General features: G+C 56.8%; 16 protein-coding genes, 1 tRNA gene, 1 rRNA gene and 2 pseudogenes. 11 read left to right on the forward strand and 9 right to left on the reverse strand.

Going from position 1 to position 15,714, the window contains the following annotated elements:
- The first annotated feature begins 9 nt into the window (after positions 1-9).
- Both rrf and MEB48_RS25340 read left to right on the forward strand, forming a co-directional pair.
- Positions 10-125, forward strand: a 5S ribosomal RNA gene (rrf, locus tag MEB48_RS25335).
- A gap of 212 nt (positions 126-337) precedes the next feature.
- On the forward strand, positions 338-691 hold the full coding sequence (locus MEB48_RS25340; protein WP_237886546.1) for a gamma-glutamylcyclotransferase family protein: 354 nt from the start codon (positions 338-340) through the stop codon (positions 689-691).
- Positions 692-801: 110 nt separating this feature from the next.
- Here the strand turns inward: MEB48_RS25340 and MEB48_RS25345 are convergent, their stop codons facing one another.
- Positions 802-1,065: a hypothetical protein gene (locus MEB48_RS25345; protein WP_237886547.1), complete on the reverse strand. Its 264-nt coding sequence runs from the start codon at positions 1,063-1,065 to the stop codon at positions 802-804.
- Positions 1,055-1,337, reverse strand: a pseudogene (locus MEB48_RS25350) (MlaA family lipoprotein); the annotation flags it as partial. The gene MEB48_RS25345 and the pseudogene MEB48_RS25350, both read right to left, overlap by 11 nt.
- 124 nt (positions 1,338-1,461) lie before the next feature.
- Between MEB48_RS25350 and MEB48_RS25355 the strand changes: the two are divergent.
- The 5 genes and pseudogenes from MEB48_RS25355 to MEB48_RS25375 all read left to right on the forward strand — a co-directional run.
- Positions 1,462-1,600, forward strand: a pseudogene (locus MEB48_RS25355) (DNA-binding response regulator); the annotation flags it as partial.
- A 134-nt stretch (positions 1,601-1,734) separates the two neighbouring features.
- Positions 1,735-1,908, forward strand: a complete 174-nt coding sequence (locus tag MEB48_RS25360; RefSeq protein WP_237886548.1) for a hypothetical protein — start codon at positions 1,735-1,737, stop codon at positions 1,906-1,908.
- A 41-nt stretch (positions 1,909-1,949) separates the two neighbouring features.
- On the forward strand, positions 1,950-2,546 hold the full coding sequence (locus tag MEB48_RS25365) for a hypothetical protein (protein ID WP_237886549.1): 597 nt from the start codon (positions 1,950-1,952) through the stop codon (positions 2,544-2,546).
- The gene (locus MEB48_RS25370; protein WP_237886550.1) at positions 2,494-3,162 is read left to right on the forward strand and encodes a phospholipase D-like domain-containing protein; all 669 of its coding nucleotides are present in this window, start codon (positions 2,494-2,496) and stop codon (positions 3,160-3,162) included. The genes MEB48_RS25365 and MEB48_RS25370 overlap by 53 nt, the downstream gene beginning before the upstream one ends.
- A gap of 95 nt (positions 3,163-3,257) precedes the next feature.
- A complete protein-coding gene (locus MEB48_RS25375) occupies positions 3,258-3,758 on the forward strand; it encodes a hypothetical protein (RefSeq protein ID WP_237886551.1) in 501 nt (166 codons plus the stop codon).
- Between the two features lie 292 nt (positions 3,759-4,050).
- On the opposite strand, the gene MEB48_RS25380 is transcribed toward MEB48_RS25375, so the two are convergent.
- The 5 genes from MEB48_RS25380 to MEB48_RS25400 form a co-directional block, all read right to left on the reverse strand.
- Positions 4,051-4,272: a formate dehydrogenase subunit delta gene (locus MEB48_RS25380; RefSeq protein WP_237886552.1), complete on the reverse strand. Its 222-nt coding sequence runs from the start codon at positions 4,270-4,272 to the stop codon at positions 4,051-4,053.
- The gene (gene fdhF / locus MEB48_RS25385) at positions 4,269-7,157 is read right to left on the reverse strand and encodes a formate dehydrogenase subunit alpha (protein WP_237886553.1); all 2,889 of its coding nucleotides are present in this window, start codon (positions 7,155-7,157) and stop codon (positions 4,269-4,271) included. Before fdhF ends, MEB48_RS25380 begins: the two co-directional genes overlap by 4 nt.
- Positions 7,154-8,716: a formate dehydrogenase beta subunit gene (locus MEB48_RS25390; protein WP_237886554.1), complete on the reverse strand. Its 1,563-nt coding sequence runs from the start codon at positions 8,714-8,716 to the stop codon at positions 7,154-7,156. The genes fdhF and MEB48_RS25390 overlap by 4 nt, the downstream gene beginning before the upstream one ends.
- Positions 8,713-9,189 carry a formate dehydrogenase subunit gamma gene (locus MEB48_RS25395; protein WP_237886555.1) on the reverse strand — a complete coding sequence of 159 codons (477 nt, stop codon included), beginning with the start codon at positions 9,187-9,189 and terminating at the stop codon, positions 8,713-8,715. Before MEB48_RS25395 ends, MEB48_RS25390 begins: the two co-directional genes overlap by 4 nt.
- A 615-nt stretch (positions 9,190-9,804) precedes the next feature.
- Complete coding sequence (locus MEB48_RS25400; protein WP_237886556.1) at positions 9,805-10,137, reverse strand: DUF3077 domain-containing protein; 333 nt, start codon at positions 10,135-10,137, stop codon at positions 9,805-9,807.
- Between the two features lie 694 nt (positions 10,138-10,831).
- On the opposite strand from MEB48_RS25400, the gene MEB48_RS25405 reads away from it, so the two are divergent.
- Positions 10,832-12,400: an anti-phage dCTP deaminase gene (locus tag MEB48_RS25405; protein WP_237886557.1), complete on the forward strand. Its 1,569-nt coding sequence runs from the start codon at positions 10,832-10,834 to the stop codon at positions 12,398-12,400.
- Between the two features lie 25 nt (positions 12,401-12,425).
- Positions 12,426-12,665 carry a hypothetical protein gene (locus MEB48_RS25410; RefSeq protein WP_237886558.1) on the forward strand — a complete coding sequence of 80 codons (240 nt, stop codon included), beginning with the start codon at positions 12,426-12,428 and terminating at the stop codon, positions 12,663-12,665.
- A gap of 150 nt (positions 12,666-12,815) precedes the next feature.
- Here the strand turns inward: MEB48_RS25410 and MEB48_RS25415 are convergent, their stop codons facing one another.
- Together MEB48_RS25415 and MEB48_RS25420 are read right to left on the reverse strand one after the other, a co-directional pair.
- Positions 12,816-13,145: a hypothetical protein gene (locus tag MEB48_RS25415; RefSeq protein ID WP_237886559.1), complete on the reverse strand. Its 330-nt coding sequence runs from the start codon at positions 13,143-13,145 to the stop codon at positions 12,816-12,818.
- Between the two features lie 164 nt (positions 13,146-13,309).
- Positions 13,310-13,394, reverse strand: a tRNA-Leu gene (locus tag MEB48_RS25420).
- 107 nt (positions 13,395-13,501) lie between these two features.
- Here MEB48_RS25420 and queA point away from each other — a divergent pair.
- Positions 13,502-14,551 (forward strand): tRNA preQ1(34) S-adenosylmethionine ribosyltransferase-isomerase QueA, encoded by a 1,050-nt coding sequence (gene queA / locus MEB48_RS25425; protein ID WP_237886560.1) that lies wholly within the window; start codon positions 13,502-13,504, stop codon positions 14,549-14,551.
- 14 nt (positions 14,552-14,565) lie between these two features.
- Entirely contained in the window at positions 14,566-15,681 is a 1,116-nt protein-coding gene (gene tgt, locus MEB48_RS25430) for a tRNA guanosine(34) transglycosylase Tgt (RefSeq protein WP_019651852.1), read from the forward strand.
- Positions 15,682-15,714 lie beyond the last annotated feature (33 nt).

The raw sequence follows: 15,714 nt of genomic DNA on the forward strand, positions 1-15,714 counted from the left end.
CCCGAATTTCTTGACGACCATAGAGCATTGGAACCACCTGATCCCATCCCGAACTCAGCAGTGAAACGATGCATCGCCGATGGTAGTGTGGGGTTTCCCCATGTGAGAGTAGGTCATCGTCAAGATTGAATTCCGAAACCCCTATCTGCATCTGCAGGTAGGGGTTTTGTTTTGTCCGCAGGAAAGTTCGTACAGCATCATCGGACCGCTCCCGGCTGTCACAGTCTCGCTCAGGCGTCATGTCGATGAGCATTTTCTTCTTCGATGAGTGGACAGTTTGGCAAGGACACGAAGTTTATGCAGGAGTAAGACTTACTTATCTGATCGAGGAAATCTAATGCCAAACCAACTGGAGCAACCGGTTCTGCTGTTTTCCTATGGCACCTTGCAGGACCAGGCAGTCCAGCTGTCCACTTTCGGGCGCAAGTTGAAAGGGCGCCCTGACAACCTGCCAGGCTATAAGCAGACCTTGGTCGAGATAACCGATCCGACGGTGCTGGCTGCGAGCGGGAAAACCCATCATCCCATCGTGCAGGAGAGTGGCGACTTGTTGGACGAGATCGCCGGCACCGTTTTCGAGATCACAGCGCAAGAACTAGTCGCAGCCGACAAATACGAGGTGGCGGACTACAAGCGCATCAGTGTGACCCTCAAGTCCGGCATCAGCGCCTGGGTCTATGTGCGAGCGTGATTGGGCTGCAGCCACTGTGCGAGGAGAAACATATTTGTCTCGATTTCGCTGTAGGCTTCGGGTGGGATGATGACTGGAAGACTTCCATCCTCCGTATCATTACCCTGAAATCAAGGCAGCGACTGGCTGCTCGCTCTCATGACCCCCGCCTCACCATTAGCCACGAGCCACCGAAACAGCTCGGCCACCGACACTGTGTGGCTGCGCTCTATCCAGCGTACCAGCGCCGGGCCGTAGTGTTCGGTGTAACGGGTGAGCACCAATTGGCGACAGTCCGGTGACAGGCGCAGGATGATTTCCCGACAGTGCAGATGACGATTGGCCGAGTCGTCGCGTATCACCCGTTGCTGCAGAGTCAGGCTTTCAGAAACCATCGGCCGGTGCTCCTGTGCATTGAAGGGGCTGTTCTCTGGCGAGCCTTGTTTGCCATCGGCCACGTAAGCAGCACGATGCTCGGCCACCACATTGCGCAACGCGCTGTAGTAGTCCGGCAATTTTTGCAGGCTATCGGTCAGCGGTAAGGCTTCTGCCCGACCATCGACGATGCCACCGACAGTGCTGATAGTGGACAGCATGTCCACGGTATCGTTATTGCTGCCGAACGGTCGACCAAGAAGCCGAGCACGCGGCTGGCGGCGTCGCCCGAAAGTCTGACCGAAGTCCGCATCGATTATTGCGGCGCTGACGTTTTATTGCAGCGTTGAAATATATGACGAGCAGCCTCGAATGGTTTTAGATGGCGGTTCCATTCGCCCCTTAAGTGACCTTCGGTGAGCAGCCTTTTAATTGTGGACAACGACCTTGAAGTCCTCGATCTCCTGAAAAAATTCTTCATGCAGCACGGCTTCAGAGGTCGCCACAGACGGCGCCTCGCTGTGGGCGACCCTCGAGCGCCAGGCGCCGGACCTGCCGGTCCAGGTAGGGTAGGGCACAGGTCATCCCAATCGCCTTCGGTCACTTCGTGAGTGAAGGCGCTATGCCATCACTTTTTCCTCTGCTAAGGTTCTGATGCATAAATGGATCCACATCTCATGGAGTAGAAGATGTTCAAGTCTCTCACGGATAAAGCGCGAGCTCTGTCAGGCGGGATCGCCGACAAGGCCATGGCAGCGAAAGACACTGTGTCCGGCAATTTTTCGTCAGGCACATCCAAAGCCTCTGAATTTTTGGAAAATAACTGGGGCAGGGTCGAAAACGTTTTGGTCAATGCCTACTGACTGTCACGGAAGAAAAGCTCAAGGATGATGAGGTCTTCATCATGTTGGTCAAAAAAGCTTATGAAATGCTGCCAACGCCTGTCCGTCTGATCCTCTCTCGTACGACGTTCATCAATCACACCCTGACCCATCGCGAAAGCCTTGTCGCCAAGTTGCGGGAGAAAAAAGCCCTGCGTTTGCTCAACGGGCATGTGCAGGTAAATCGTCACGGGCAACTTTTCCCGACTAAAAACACCGTTATTCCGCGAGATATCCTGGAGCCTCTGGAGTCAGGCTGTTTCGCGTTGGGTGATGTCGCGGACGTCGATCGATTTTTGGCGGTTAACACGCTGCCAGCGTTCGAGCCCCCAGAGGAGGGCCGGGCAGCCGCGACCGACGAATATGCCGAACAGTGGGCAACGTATCTGAGTTTTTGTCAGCGTTTTGTCGATGAAGTCAGCGTCGGCTGGCTGCAAGGCGATAATGGCTACGAACGATCGAATGAATGGTGCCTGTTCAAAGAAGGGTGCGGCGCGGCCGCTGGTGCTCTTTTCCGCGGTGTATTCCAAGCACGCCGATGGTGGCTTCATCGATCGGCGACCGAGCATGCTCAACGTAGCGGTATCCCGGGCCAAGGACAGCTTCCTGGTATTCGGTGACATGGACCTGTTCGGCATGGTGCCCCCCGGCAAGCCTCGTGCCCTGCTCGCCGAGTACCTGCTGCGCGACCCTGCGAGTGAGCTGGCTTTCGAATACTTGCCACGCAAAGACCTGGAGTCTCTCCAGTCAACGCTTAGCCATCTGATAGATGCGGACGCTCACGACGACTTCTTGTTGAAAACCTTGGCCACCGCCATGCGTGAAGTACACATCGTTTCGCCATGGATCAAGTTGAAACGGATCCACGAAATCGGCGCATGGGAGGCTATGAGTGCCGCGGTTGAGCGAGGCGTCAAAGTGCGTGTTTATACCGACAGGGATTTCAATATTTCAGAACAGTCGCCAGACACTCAAGTTAGAAGAGACGAACTCAAGCACGCGATTGAGGCCCTACGAGGCCAGCGTATCGAATCCCATGTGGTGGCCCGGGTGCACAGCAAAATCGTCATGGCCGACGATGAGTTGCTGTGTATGGGATCATTTAACTGGTTTAGTGCGAACCGTGGCCGCTGGGCCAACTATGAAACCTCAATGGTCTATGAGGGGCCGGATGTGACGGGGGAAATTAAGGTGCACCGGGAGAGTCTAGTGTCGCGGATAGATTCACGGCTCTGACATCAGGGCCTGGCTGCTCAGCGGCCAGGCCAGCAGAGATTCCCGTTTATTGCGGCGATCAGAACCAAGGGTCGACGTTCAAATAGAGAAATAATATGGACATTAAATGGCGCCGCTTTATACAAATTGGAGCGATCCTCCTGCTTCTCATCACACCGTTTTTTGCTCAAGCGGATATTACCGAGGAACAAGCGACCGCCAATTGCCTCAAGATCAGCGAGTATTCCGCCGAGGGCGGGAAGTATTACAAGCTCAAACAGTACCCCAAGGCTCGGGAACAACATGAGCGGCAGGCTGGCTGGTCTGAAAGCTGTCAGCTGGACGAAGCGAAAATTGCCCTGGCCTACAATAACGTTGCACTCACCTACATCCATGAAGGCAATTACCTGAAGGCCCGGGCGTGGCTGAGCATCCTGCCAGACGACAAAAAGTCGATCTTCAACCTTGGCAAAATCGGTGGCGAAATCGAAAACTCGCTTGAGAAGCTTTCGAATCAGCGAGAAGGGCAATATTGGCAATATGCCGGGGCGGCGTTATGGAACTCCATGACGATCAAGCCACAAGGCCAGCAATTTTTTTTAATGTCGAAATCGTAGGCACAGTCGCCATTGTCTTCTTCACTCATGGTGTAATGCACCTTGCCGTTATCAACCGCTAATACCGTTGAAAATTCACCGATATTGGGACCGTAATACATCGCCATCAGCCCGGCGTAATAACCCTGGAAATCAACTTTGTAAACTGTTCACGGTAACGCGCACGGCCGGTGAGTCATGTGGTTTTGGCCACAATGTGGGCGCTGAAGGGGTTTATCAACGGGTCGAGTTCTAGGTTGAAAATATGGAAAGCCCCGAAAAGCTCGGGGCTGATTCCAAGGGATCAATGAACCTAAGCCTCCCAGCCCGCCCCACTGACCGCAGCCTGCGCCAGCGGGTGCAAGTCTGCCCCCTGATGCGCTGTCTGCCAGGCCAACAACTCCTTGCGCATGCCGGGCGTCCAGTACATCTGCAGGTGATTACGCACGCCGAGCACGGCCTGTTGCTGGTCCGGTTCGCTGGCGAAGTATTGGGCGATCTGGTTGACCATTTTGATCAGGTTGTCAGTGCTCATCGGCGCACCTCGGCTTTTGTTCCGGCGGTGCGTGCCTGGCGGCGTTCGTCGAGCAGGCGTTGTTGTTCATCGCTGAATGCCTGATAGCGTTTTTGCCACTCGGAAGGGTGGTAAACGCGGCTGACTTCCACGGCGGTGACCTTGTACTCCGGGCAGTTGGTGGCCCAGTCGGAGTTGTCGGTGGTGATGACGTTCGCCCCCGATTCAGGAAAATGGAAGGTGGTGTATACCACGCCTGGGGCTACCCGCTCGGAGACTCGCGCACGCAGTACGGTCTGTCCGGCGCGGCTGCCGATGCCGACCCAGTCACCCTCGTTGATACCACGACTTTCGGCGTCGGTCGGGTGGATTTCCAGACGGTCTTCGTCGTGCCAGGCGACGTTGTCGGTACGCCGGGTCTGGGCGCCCACGTTGTACTGGCTGAGGATGCGCCCGGTGGTCAGCAGAAGCGGATAGCGACTGTTGACCTTCTCCTCGGTCGGCACGTAGCCGGTGAGCATGAAACGCCCCTTGCCGCGCACAAACTCTTCGATGTGCATGGTCGGCGTGCCGTCCGGGGCCGCGGCGTTGCACGGCCATTGGAGGCTGCCGTGGCGATCCAGTTCGGTGTAGCTGACGTTGGTGAAGGTCGGCGTCAGGCTGGCGATTTCATCCATGATTTCTGACGGGTGCTGGTAGTTCATCGGATAGCCCAGGGCGTTGGCCAGGGCCACTGTGCCTTCCCAGTCGGCCTTGCCACCCAGCGGGTCCATGACTTTGCGCACTCGGGAGATGCGTCGCTCGGCATTGGTGAAGGTGCCGTCCTTTTCCAGGAACGAGGCGCCCGGCAGGAACACGTGAGCGAACTTCGCGGTTTCGTTGAGGAAAATGTCCTGCACCACGATGCACTCCATGGCCGATAGAGCCGCAGTGACGTGCTGAGTATTGGGATCGCTCTGGGCGATGTCTTCGCCCTGGCAGTACAGGCCCTTGAAGCTGCCGGCCAATGCCGACTCAAACATGTTGGGGATGCGCAGACCCGGGTCGGGTTGCAGAGTGACATTCCAGGCCTGTTCGAACTGCGCCCGTACCACCTCGTTGGAGACGTGGCGGTAGCCGGGCAGCTCGTGGGGGAAAGAGCCCATGTCGCAGGAGCCCTGAACGTTGTTCTGCCCACGCAGCGGGTTCACACCCACGCCTTCGCGACCGATGTTACCGGTGGCCATGGCGAGGTTGGCGATGCCCATGACCGCGGTGCTGCCCTGGCTGTGCTCGGTGACGCCGAGGCCGTAGTAAATCGCCGCGTTACCGCCGGTGGCATACAGTCTAGCGGCGGCACGGATGTCGGCTGCGGCTACACCGCAGATGTCGCCCAGGACTTCTGGCGAGTTTTCCGCGCGGCTGACGAACTCGCTCCAGCGAGCGAAATCGCTGCCCTCGCAACGGGCGTCGATAAAGGCCTGGTTGAGCAGTCCTTCGGTGACGATGACGTGGGCCAGGGCGTTGAGCATGGCGACGTTGGTGCCCGGGCGCAGGGCCAGGTGCAGTTCGGCGCGGGCATGCACCGAGTTCACCAGATCAATGCGTCGAGGGTCGATGACGATCAGCCGCGCGCCTTCACGCAGACGGCGTTTGAGCTGGGAGGCGAACACCGGGTGAGCGTCGCTGGGGTTGGCGCCCATCACCAGGATCACATCGGCCTGCATCACCGAGTCGAAACTCTGGGTACCGGCGGACTCGCCCAGGGTTTGTTTCAGGCCATAGCCGGTCGGCGAGTGGCAGACCCGCGCACAGGTGTCGACGTTGTTGTTGCCGAAGGCGGCGCGCACCAGTTTTTGCACCAGATAAGTTTCTTCGTTGGTGCAACGGCTGGAAGTGATGCCACCAATGGAGTCGCGGCCGTATTTTTGCTGCAAACGACGGAATTCGCTGGCGGCGTAGGTCACCGCTTCATCCCAGCTGACTTCCTGCCAAGGATCGTTGATGTGTTTGCGGATCATCGGCTTGGTGATGCGATCCGGGTGGGTGGCGTAACCCCAGGCAAAGCGCCCTTTGACGCAGGAGTGGCCGTGGTTGGCCTGGCCGTTCTTGTCCGGAACCATGCGCACCAGCTGGTCGCCTTTCATCTCGGCGCGGAACGAGCAGCCCACGCCGCAATAGGCACACGTGGTGATTACGCTGCGTTCGGGCTGACCCAACTCGACCACGCTTTTTTCCATCAGGGTCGCGGTGGGGCAGGCTTGCACGCAGGCACCGCAGGACACGCATTCCGAGTCGAGGAAGTTATCGCCACCGGCGGCCGCGACTCGGGATTCGAAACCGCGCCCGGTAATGGTCAGGGCAAAGGTGCCCTGGGTTTCTTCACAGGCGCGCACGCAGCGGTTGCAGACGATGCACTTGCTCGGGTCGTAATCGAAGTAGGGGTTGGAAGTATCCTTCACGTCGGCCAGATGATTGTCGCCTTCATAGCCATAACGCACTTCCCGCAGGCCAACCTGGCCGGCGACGGTTTGCAGCTCGCAGTTGCCATTGGCCGAGCAGGTCAGGCAGTCCAGCGGGTGATCGGAGATGTACAGCTCCATGACGTTGCGGCGCAGGGTGGCGAGCTTCGGCGTCTGGGTGTGCACGCTCATGCCTTCGCTGACCGGCGTGGTGCAGGACGCCGGGTAGCCGCGCATGCCATCTATCTCCACCAGGCACATGCGGCAGGAGCCGAAGGCTTCCAGGCTGTCGGTGGCACACAGTTTGGGAATGGTGGTGCCCAGCAGCGCGGCGGCGCGCATCACCGAGGTGCCTTCGGGCACGCTGATGCTGCGGCCGTCGATGTTCAGGGTGATTTGCACCTGGCTGTCGCGGGCCGGCGTACCCAGGTCAATGTCTGTTTTCGGGTCGAAGAGAGTGATCATTGTTCGGCCTCCGAGGCTTGCAGACCGAAGTCAGCGGGGAAGTGCTTGAGGGCGCTGGCCACGGGATAAGACGTCATGCCGCCCAACGCGCACAGCGAACCGTATTGCAGGGTGTCGCACAGATCCTTGAGGATGATCACCTGCTCATCGCGACTGCTCTGGTCAGGCGCGGCCAACAGACGGTCGATCACCTCGACGCCACGGGTCGAGCCGATGCGGCAGGGGGTGCATTTGCCACAGGATTCTTCGGCGCAGAACTGCATGGCGAAGCGCGCCATGCGGGCCATGTCCAGGGTGTCGTCAGCCACCACCACACCGCCGTGGCCGAGCATCGCGCCAATGGCCATAAAGGCTTCGTAATCCAGCGGCGTGTCGAATTGCGAAGGTGGCACCCAGGCGCCAAGCGGGCCGCCCACCTGTGCAGCCTTCAGCGGCCGGCCACTGGCGGTCCCGCCGCCGTAGTCTTCCACCAGTTCGCGCAGGGTCAGGCCAAAGGCCCGTTCCACCAGACCGCCGTGACGAATATTGCCCGCCAGCTGGAAGGGCATGGTGCCCAGGGAGCGGCCCATGCCGTAATCGCGATAGAACTGCGCACCCTTGGCCAGAATCAGCGGCACCGAGGCCAGGGTCAGCACGTTGTGCACCAGCGTCGGCAGGCCGAACAATCCCTGCAAGGCGGGGATCGGTGGCTTGGCGCGGACGATCCCGCGCTTGCCTTCGAGAGAGTCCAGCAGCGCGGTTTCTTCACCGCAGATGTAAGCGCCGGCACCGACGCGTACTTCCATATCGAAGGCCAGACCGCTGCCACCGACATTGGCGCCGAGGTAACCGGCATCTCGGGCGATATTCAACGCTGCACGCAGTGTGGCCACGGCATCGGGATATTCCGAACGCACATAGATGTAGCCGTAGGTGGCCCCGACGGTGATACCGGCAATGGCCATGCCTTCGATCAGCAGGAAGGGGTCGCCTTCCATCAACATGCGATCGGCGAAAGTGCCGGAGTCGCCTTCGTCGGCGTTGCACACAATGTATTTCTGCGCAGCCTGAGTGCCGCGCACCGTGCGCCATTTGATCCCGGCTGGAAAGGCCGCGCCGCCACGGCCGCGCAGGCCCGAATCGAACACGGCGGTCGCAGTCTGCTCGCCGCCCAGGGCGATGGCCTGGGTCAAACCCTCGAAGCCACCGTGGGTCCGGTAATCCTCCAGCGACAGCGGTCGGGTAATGCCGGCGCGGGCGAACAGCAGGCGTTGTTGAGTCTTCAGATACGGCAACTCTTCCACCAGGCCCAATGCCAAGGGATGAGAAGACGGGTCGCCCTGGAGCGCTTCGAGCACAGACGGCACATCGGCAGCCGTCAGCGGGCCAAAGCCGATACGGCCTTGCGGGCTGTCCACTTCCAGCAGCGGTTCCAGCCAGTACAGGCCGCGAGAACTGGTGCGTTGCAGGTCCAGTGACAGATTGCATTCCCGGGCCTGAGTGGCAAGGGCCACGGCGACTTCATCTGCGCCCACGGCGCGGGCCAGGGAATCACAGGGCAAATAGAGGCGCGGCATCATGCGTCCTCCCGGCAAGCATCGAGCAGGGCATCCAGACGCTCGGGGCTGAGCCGCGCATGCAGCTGACCATCCAGCTCCAGGGCTGGCGAACAGGCGCAGGCACCAAGGCAATACACCGGACGCAAACTGATGCTGCCGTCGGCGCTGCTGCCGTGATCGTCCAGTTGCAGACGCTCGCGCAACTGCGCAGCCAGCTGCTCGGCACCGCGACTCTGGCAGGACTCGGCCCGACACAGACGCAGGATATGCCGTGCGGGCGGCGCGGTACGGAAGTCATGGTAAAAACTGATCACCCCACGAACCTCGGCCTGGCTCAGGTTGAGGGCATGGGCAATCTCGGGGATGGCGGCATCGGGAATGTAACCGATGCCCTCCTGAATCTCATGAAGGATCGGCAACAGTGCGCCGGGGGAGCGTTTGTGGCGCTCCAGCAGGCTGTTGACCATAGGCAGGTGCAACATCTCATCAGGCATACAGCATTCCTCACGATCACGGACAAACCAGGCGGATGTCAGTTGTCCGAAAGTGTCGGCTGCGGCAGTCACACCACGTCACGGTATCGTGGCATTTCCAGGCCGTTGGCCAGGCACCCTGAGCGGGCATCTTGTTGGGCCCGGTGCGGTCTTTGCCGCACCTCTTCAAGGCATAACAGGCAGCTTGCCACGCTGCCTTTGATTCATCTGCACCAAAGCGACGTGTTCGATTCTGTCTACGACTATCCATTGAGTCTAGATGAGTGCCGCGCGGGGCGTTCACTCACCGGCCTAATGCCCTGAGGGCCTGTCGATGGTTGATATATAGCAATCATTACAGGTGAGAAACAGCATCAGATCTGTAGGTAATTCCAGGGAGCAGATGCGTTGATCTCTTCCGCTGTAAACCGAAAGCCAAGCAAGCCGTCACTCTGAGCCGAGTGACAAAAAGCCCCGAAAAACCTCGGGGCTAATCCCAAATGCCAGTCAGCCCACACAACCCTGTGGGAGCGGGCTTGCCCGCGATAGCGCCGGACCAGCCCACATCAATGCCAATGCCCGGCCATCATCCCAAGCAGCTCACGGCCTCAGGCGTCATACCAGTACCGACTGACATCAGAGCATCCCGCCATTTTCAGCCGCTTCAGGCTTCTCCGCCGTCCGCTTAGCTGCCGATGCAGAAGTCTGATCCCGAGTAAGCACTTTCACTGCATCATCAACCACCGCCTTACTCATCGCCGTCAAATGATGCGCAGCCCAGGCGTGGCGGTCGGTGTCTCTGGCGTAAGCAGCATCTTCGGTCAGCTTCTTGGCGAGAAACAGAAAATCAGAAGCCATGGCCAACGCATCACCGAGGGGAACGCCGCTAGTGACATGGAACAGCGGTTGATCGGCGCAGTAAATGGCGGGTGTTAGTCCGATGGTTTTCAGCTCTGATTGTTCGGTCATTTGCCACCTCCGATGATCGAGAGGCGGTGGGAGAGGGTGGATGATGAGGCGTTACGCGATTGGGAATTGCGTAGAGGGGAAAACCAAATTTTATACGGATTCATGCTGCGCATTATCAGACTCCTTGATATGGGGAGCTGCCACGTTCGTTTCCACACGAATGGGTGACAGCTGTGCGCGGGGTGGAAAACCGGGAATCAAGGAAACCGGCACGCCCGAAGACGTCCCACGCACAGCCGCCATAACTCACGCCGCAGGCATAAAAAAAGCGCCGGCAGACGTGATGGGGGCGCTGTTGCGCCTTGAATTACACGGGTTTCCACACCCGGTCGCTGAATTGGCAGCGACGGTTGAAAGGGTATCGCGCAGACCCTCTTCCTGCAAGCTTCGAAAGCCCTAACCAAAGTACTTTTTTATTGAGTTCCCTCGGGGGGGCATAAAAAATGCCTACAACCATTTCAGAAGCGTCCTATATGCGCTTCTATTACTTTCCTTTATTGTCCCGGTGATCAGGAGGATAAAAATAACCAGGTAGAGCAGAAATTGAAGATTGACCGAGCTTTTAATTCTGAAATTGCATAAGCCCTCAAGCTTTTTCCAAGCTATAAGATAAATACTGAGAAATCTTTGATCGATAGGCTAATAGGCTCAGTGGTTGGCGTTACCGAAAGTACAATAAAAAAGGATGTGGCTCATGGCAGCTGTTGAAGCAGGGCTTCGTGTAGTAGGAGGAACAAGCATTGGTAGCGGCTTTGATGACGTGCTTGCGATTGAAAAGACATTGACTCCACAGGTCGTAATTGCTTTGTGTGGCCCTTTGGGGACGCCGCTACACGAGGTTGCTCAAAGTTTCAAAGAGCTTTTGCTAAGTACGGATTACGGCTATGAGTATGTAGAGGTAATTAGGCTAAGTGACGAGATAAGAAATCATAAAGGTATCGGTCCCGAAAGCTCAACCAAAGAGCTCATTGAGGCTGGAAATGAGTTGCGCAGAGATCATGGGAATGAAGTATTAGCGAAACTGGCTGTCAGGAGAATAAGTGTCGCCCGAGCCGCTGAGCAGGCGAAAGCTACCGCTGCAAAAAAAGCCGAACATCCTGACCTATTTAGGGATGATGCAGATGATATTTTGGTACCGAATGTGACACTGAAATGGTGTCATATTATTGATTCTGTGAAGCATGTCGACGAGTTACGTCTGCTGCGATCGATATACGGAGAGATGTTGTATGTGGTAGGTGTCTATTCGCCTATAGAAATGCGTATAGCTAGACTTGAGAGTGCATCAAAGAATGAGAAGATCCATGATTTGATTGATCGTGATTCAGGCGAAGAGATAGACCACGGTCAGCGTGTTGAGGATACATTTCCGCAATCCGATTTTTTTCTGCGCGTTGAGAAGATAACCGATTCTCATCGAATTAGTAGAGTAAGGCGTTTTTTGGATTTGATGCTGGGGACCGTAATTGCAACTCCAACTGTTAATGAACGCGCAATGTATGCTGCTTTTTCGGCAGCTAGGAATTCAGCGTGTCTTTCCAGGCAAGTTGGTGCTGCAATTACTAGCAACGAAGGGGAGTTGATATCGACAGGATGGAATGATGTTCCTAAAGCATTCGGTGGGCTGTATCAGACAGAGGGCGATGGACTCAGTTCTGATGAGGATCGTCGGTGTTGGAATATGGGAGGTGGTGTTTGCTCAAATGATCAGGAGAAGAAAGCAATATCCAACTATATCGTGGATAAGCTGATTGAATCGGAAATCATATCTGCTGATAAAAAGGACGCGGCTTTATCAGTTATTAGAAGCAAAACTCAACTTAAGAGTTTGATTGAGTTTTCTAGAGCGGTACATGCTGAAATGCACGCTTTGCTTAATGCAGGGGCAACAGATGGCGCAAAAATTCGAAGTGGGAAACTATTTGTCACCACTTATCCCTGCCATTCGTGTGCTAGGCATCTGGTGGCGGCGGGTATTAAAGAAGTAATTTTTCTTGAGCCGTACCGTAAGAGTCTTGCTACCAGATTGCATCAAGATGCTATAACTGAAAATGAGAGTGATACCTCGAAGGTACGGGTGCTCCCTTTCGATGGTGTGGCTCCATCGAGGTTTCTCAAATTCTTTTCCGCCCATCCCGCCGGTCGGAAAAAAGATGGACGCATGATCCTAAGAGATGCGGAACCAGTGGCACGTATCTCAATGGAGGCGGTCTCTACTCTTGAAGGATTGGTAGTGAAGGGACTAGAATCCTGCCGCCTTTAAAGGCCAGTAGCGAAGGAGTTTATGTATGGATCGGTTAGAAGAAAAACGCGAAGCTGAGAAAACGGCGCAGCTATCCTTCTGTTTTGAGGCCGTAAGCTCCGCAATAATTGTGGGTGGCTGCGAGGCTGACTTCACTCCAAGCAGGGCAATCGCAGATGCCGTTCCTGTACGAAGTGTAGTGTTGTCTTTCCCGCAAAACCGCTGCTCGTCCGGTTCTCAGGCGCAGCTAATCCAACGAATTCTCCAGCGCTCTCGTTTTTTTTGAGGCGTTCAATTTAGAAAATCGAGAAAGATCACGTTTTCCTCGCTTGTTCAGCGTGGAAAATGTGGCTCGCTTCTTCTTATCGTGCGGTCAGGCAATCAAATTTAGCGTGTGCACTGGATTGGGATTTCCGGTGTCCACTTGGCCGAGTATTCACACAATTTCTTTCAGGTAATCCTTGAGCGCAATGAGTGGCACTTCAAACTGCTCCATCGTCCGCGCATTGCTGAAATCAGCAGACAACCGATGCAGTTCACGCCCAAGCGGCGTATCAACACCGCCTAAAGCTTCCATCGCCATATCCACACAATGCGCCACCCTAAACTGAATCCCCTCAACATCCCCCCGCCGCACCAGCAACCCAAACACCTCCCTCTCATAATCACTCATGATCGGATCATCACGTAGAATCGGACTTTCACCTTCCGTTTCATAAGCCAGCTTGAAGGCGAAAAGGGCAACGGTTTCCAGTGGCAATTCCATTGTGTGAGTCCTTGATTCGTTAGCCGAGCGGTTTCGGGTTGTGGCATTGAAAAGCAAGATCAAAAGATCGCAGCCTTCGGCAGCTCCTACACGGGGCGGTGGGTGTCAGGTGCTTTCTTGCAGACGAAAAAAAAGGCCTTGCAAAGCAAGACCTTTCTTAATTTTGGTGCCCCGAGGGAGACTCGAACTCCCACTCCTTTCGAAAACGGATTTTGAATCCGCCGCGTCTACCAATTCCGCCATCAGGGCTCAATGGCGGCGAAGTATAGAGATGAGATAACCGTTGGTCAATCAGGTACATGGAGAATTTTTGATATTTCCGCTAGACTTCCCGGCCCTGCTAGACGAACCCCATCATGCGCGTTGCTGACTTTACCTTTGAGCTCCCTGATTCGCTGATTGCTCGCCATCCTTTGGCCGAGCGTCGCGGTAGTCGCCTGTTGACCCTGGACGGGGTCAGCGGCGCCCTGGCACACCGTCAATTCACTGATTTGCTTGAGCATTTGCGCCCGGGCGATTTGATGGTGTTCAACAATACCCGGGTGATTCCGGCGCGGCTGTTTGGCCAGAAGGCTTCCGGCGGCAAGCTGGAAATCCTGGTGGAGCGGGTGCTCGACAGTCATCGCGTGCTGGCGCATGTGCGTTCCAGCAAGTCGCCGAAACCGGGTTCGAAGATCCTGATCGACGGCGGTGGCGAAGCCGAGATGCTGGCGCGTCACGATGCGTTGTTCGAACTGGGGTTTGCCGAAGAGGTGTTGCCGCTGCTCGACCGCGTCGGGCACATGCCGTTGCCTCCTTATATAGATCGCCCTGATGAAGGCTCGGACCGCGAGCGTTACCAGACGGTGTACGCCGAGCGCCTGGGCGCGGTGGCGGCGCCGACGGCGGGGCTGCATTTCGATCAGGTGTTGATGGAGGCGATTGCCGCCAAGGGCGTCGAGACCGCGTTCGTGACCCTGCACGTCGGCGCTGGCACTTTTCAGCCGGTGCGCGTGGAGAAGATCGAAGACCACCACATGCACAGCGAATGGCTGGAAGTCGGCCAGGACGTGGTGGATGCCGTTGCTGACTGCCGCGCTCGCGGTGGTCGCGTGGTGGCCGTGGGGACCACCAGCGTGCGTTCTCTTGAAAGTGCTGCGCGCGATGGCGTGCTCAAACCGTTCAGTGGCGACACCGACATCTTTATCTACCCGGGCCGGCCGTTTCATGTGGTCGATGCCCTGGTCACCAATTTCCATTTGCCCGAGTCCACGCTGTTGATGCTGGTTTCGGCATTCGCCGGTTATCCCGAGACCATGGCCGCCTATAAAGCCGCCGTCGACAACGAATACCGCTTTTTCAGCTACGGTGATGCGATGTTTATCACCCGTAACCCCGCACCACGTGGCCCAGAGGAAACAGAATGAGTCGCACCAGTCGCATGTCTTTTGAGCTCCTTGCCACCGACGGCAAGGCTCGTCGCGGTCGTTTGACCTTCCCGCGCGGTACCGTCGAGACCCCGGCCTTCATGCCGGTGGGCACATACGGCACGGTCAAGGGCATGTTGCCGCGGGATATCGTCGCCACTGGCGCGGAAATCATTCTGGGCAACACCTTCCACTTGTGGCTGCGTCCTGGCACCGAAGTGATCAAGAAGCACGGCGACCTGCACGATTTCATGCAGTGGAAAGGCCCGATTCTTACAGATTCCGGCGGTTTTCAGGTGTTCAGCCTGGGCGCGATGCGCAAGATCAAGGAGGAGGGCGTGACCTTCGCTTCTCCTGTCGACGGCGCCAAAGTATTCATGGGCCCGGAAGAGTCGATGCAGGTCCAGCGCGATCTGGGCTCGGACATCGTGATGATTTTCGACGAATGCACCCCGTATCCGGCCGATGAAGACGTCGCTCGCGTATCGATGGAACTGTCGTTGCGCTGGGCCCAGCGTTCGAAAAACGCCCATGGCGACAACACGGCGGCGCTGTTCGGCATCGTTCAGGGCGGTATGCACCAGGATTTGCGCATGCGCTCCCTGGAAGGCCTCGACAAGATCGGCTTCGACGGCCTGGCCATCGGTGGTCTGTCGGTGGGCGAGCCCAAGCATGAGATGATCAAGGTGCTGGATTACCTGCCAGGCCAGATGCCGGCTGACAAACCTCGTTACCTTATGGGCGTTGGCAAACCGGAAGATCTGGTTGAGGGTGTGCGCCGCGGTGTGGACATGTTCGATTGCGTGATGCCAACCCGTAATGCCCGCAATGGGCATCTGTTCATTGATACTGGCGTGCTGAAGATCCGTAATGCGTTCCATCGCCATGATGATTCGCCGCTGGATCCGACCTGCGATTGCTACACCTGCCAGAACTTCTCCCGTGCTTATCTGCATCATCTGGACAAATGCGGCGAAATGCTGGGTAGCATGTTGAATACCATCCACAATTTGCGCCATTACCAGGTGCTTATGGCTGGTTTGCGCGAGGCTATTCAACAGGGTACATTGGCCGCCTTTGTCGATGCCTTCTACGCCAAACGCGGGTTACCTGTTCCGCCTTTGGACTGAGTTTTCTGACCCCAAGATTCAACATTTGCAACT

The sequence above is a fragment of the Pseudomonas sp. PGPR40 genome, assembly GCF_022014505.1.
Lineage (GTDB): Bacteria > Pseudomonadota > Gammaproteobacteria > Pseudomonadales > Pseudomonadaceae > Aquipseudomonas.

Coding starts and splice junctions, on each gene's coding strand:
- tgt (WP_019651852.1), top strand. CDS start 14,566: ATGTCTTTTGAGCTCCTTGCCACCGACGGCAAGGCTCGTCGCGGTCGT.
- MEB48_RS25345 (WP_237886547.1), bottom strand. CDS start 1,065: ATGGTTTCTGAAAGCCTGACTCTGCAGCAACGGGTGATACGCGACGAC.
- MEB48_RS25410 (WP_237886558.1), top strand. CDS start 12,426: ATGGATCGGTTAGAAGAAAAACGCGAAGCTGAGAAAACGGCGCAGCTA.
- MEB48_RS25370 (WP_237886550.1), top strand. CDS start 2,494: ATGCTCAACGTAGCGGTATCCCGGGCCAAGGACAGCTTCCTGGTATTC.
- MEB48_RS25365 (WP_237886549.1), top strand. CDS start 1,950: ATGTTGGTCAAAAAAGCTTATGAAATGCTGCCAACGCCTGTCCGTCTG.
- MEB48_RS25405 (WP_237886557.1), top strand. CDS start 10,832: ATGGCAGCTGTTGAAGCAGGGCTTCGTGTAGTAGGAGGAACAAGCATT.
- MEB48_RS25395 (WP_237886555.1), bottom strand. CDS start 9,189: ATGCCTGATGAGATGTTGCACCTGCCTATGGTCAACAGCCTGCTGGAG.
- queA (WP_237886560.1), top strand. CDS start 13,502: ATGCGCGTTGCTGACTTTACCTTTGAGCTCCCTGATTCGCTGATTGCT.
- MEB48_RS25360 (WP_237886548.1), top strand. CDS start 1,735: ATGTTCAAGTCTCTCACGGATAAAGCGCGAGCTCTGTCAGGCGGGATC.
- MEB48_RS25340 (WP_237886546.1), top strand. CDS start 338: ATGCCAAACCAACTGGAGCAACCGGTTCTGCTGTTTTCCTATGGCACC.
- MEB48_RS25400 (WP_237886556.1), bottom strand. CDS start 10,137: ATGACCGAACAATCAGAGCTGAAAACCATCGGACTAACACCCGCCATT.
- MEB48_RS25380 (WP_237886552.1), bottom strand. CDS start 4,272: ATGAGCACTGACAACCTGATCAAAATGGTCAACCAGATCGCCCAATAC.
- MEB48_RS25390 (WP_237886554.1), bottom strand. CDS start 8,716: ATGATGCCGCGCCTCTATTTGCCCTGTGATTCCCTGGCCCGCGCCGTG.
- MEB48_RS25415 (WP_237886559.1), bottom strand. CDS start 13,145: ATGGAATTGCCACTGGAAACCGTTGCCCTTTTCGCCTTCAAGCTGGCT.
- fdhF (WP_237886553.1), bottom strand. CDS start 7,157: ATGATCACTCTCTTCGACCCGAAAACAGACATTGACCTGGGTACGCCG.
- MEB48_RS25375 (WP_237886551.1), top strand. CDS start 3,258: ATGGACATTAAATGGCGCCGCTTTATACAAATTGGAGCGATCCTCCTG.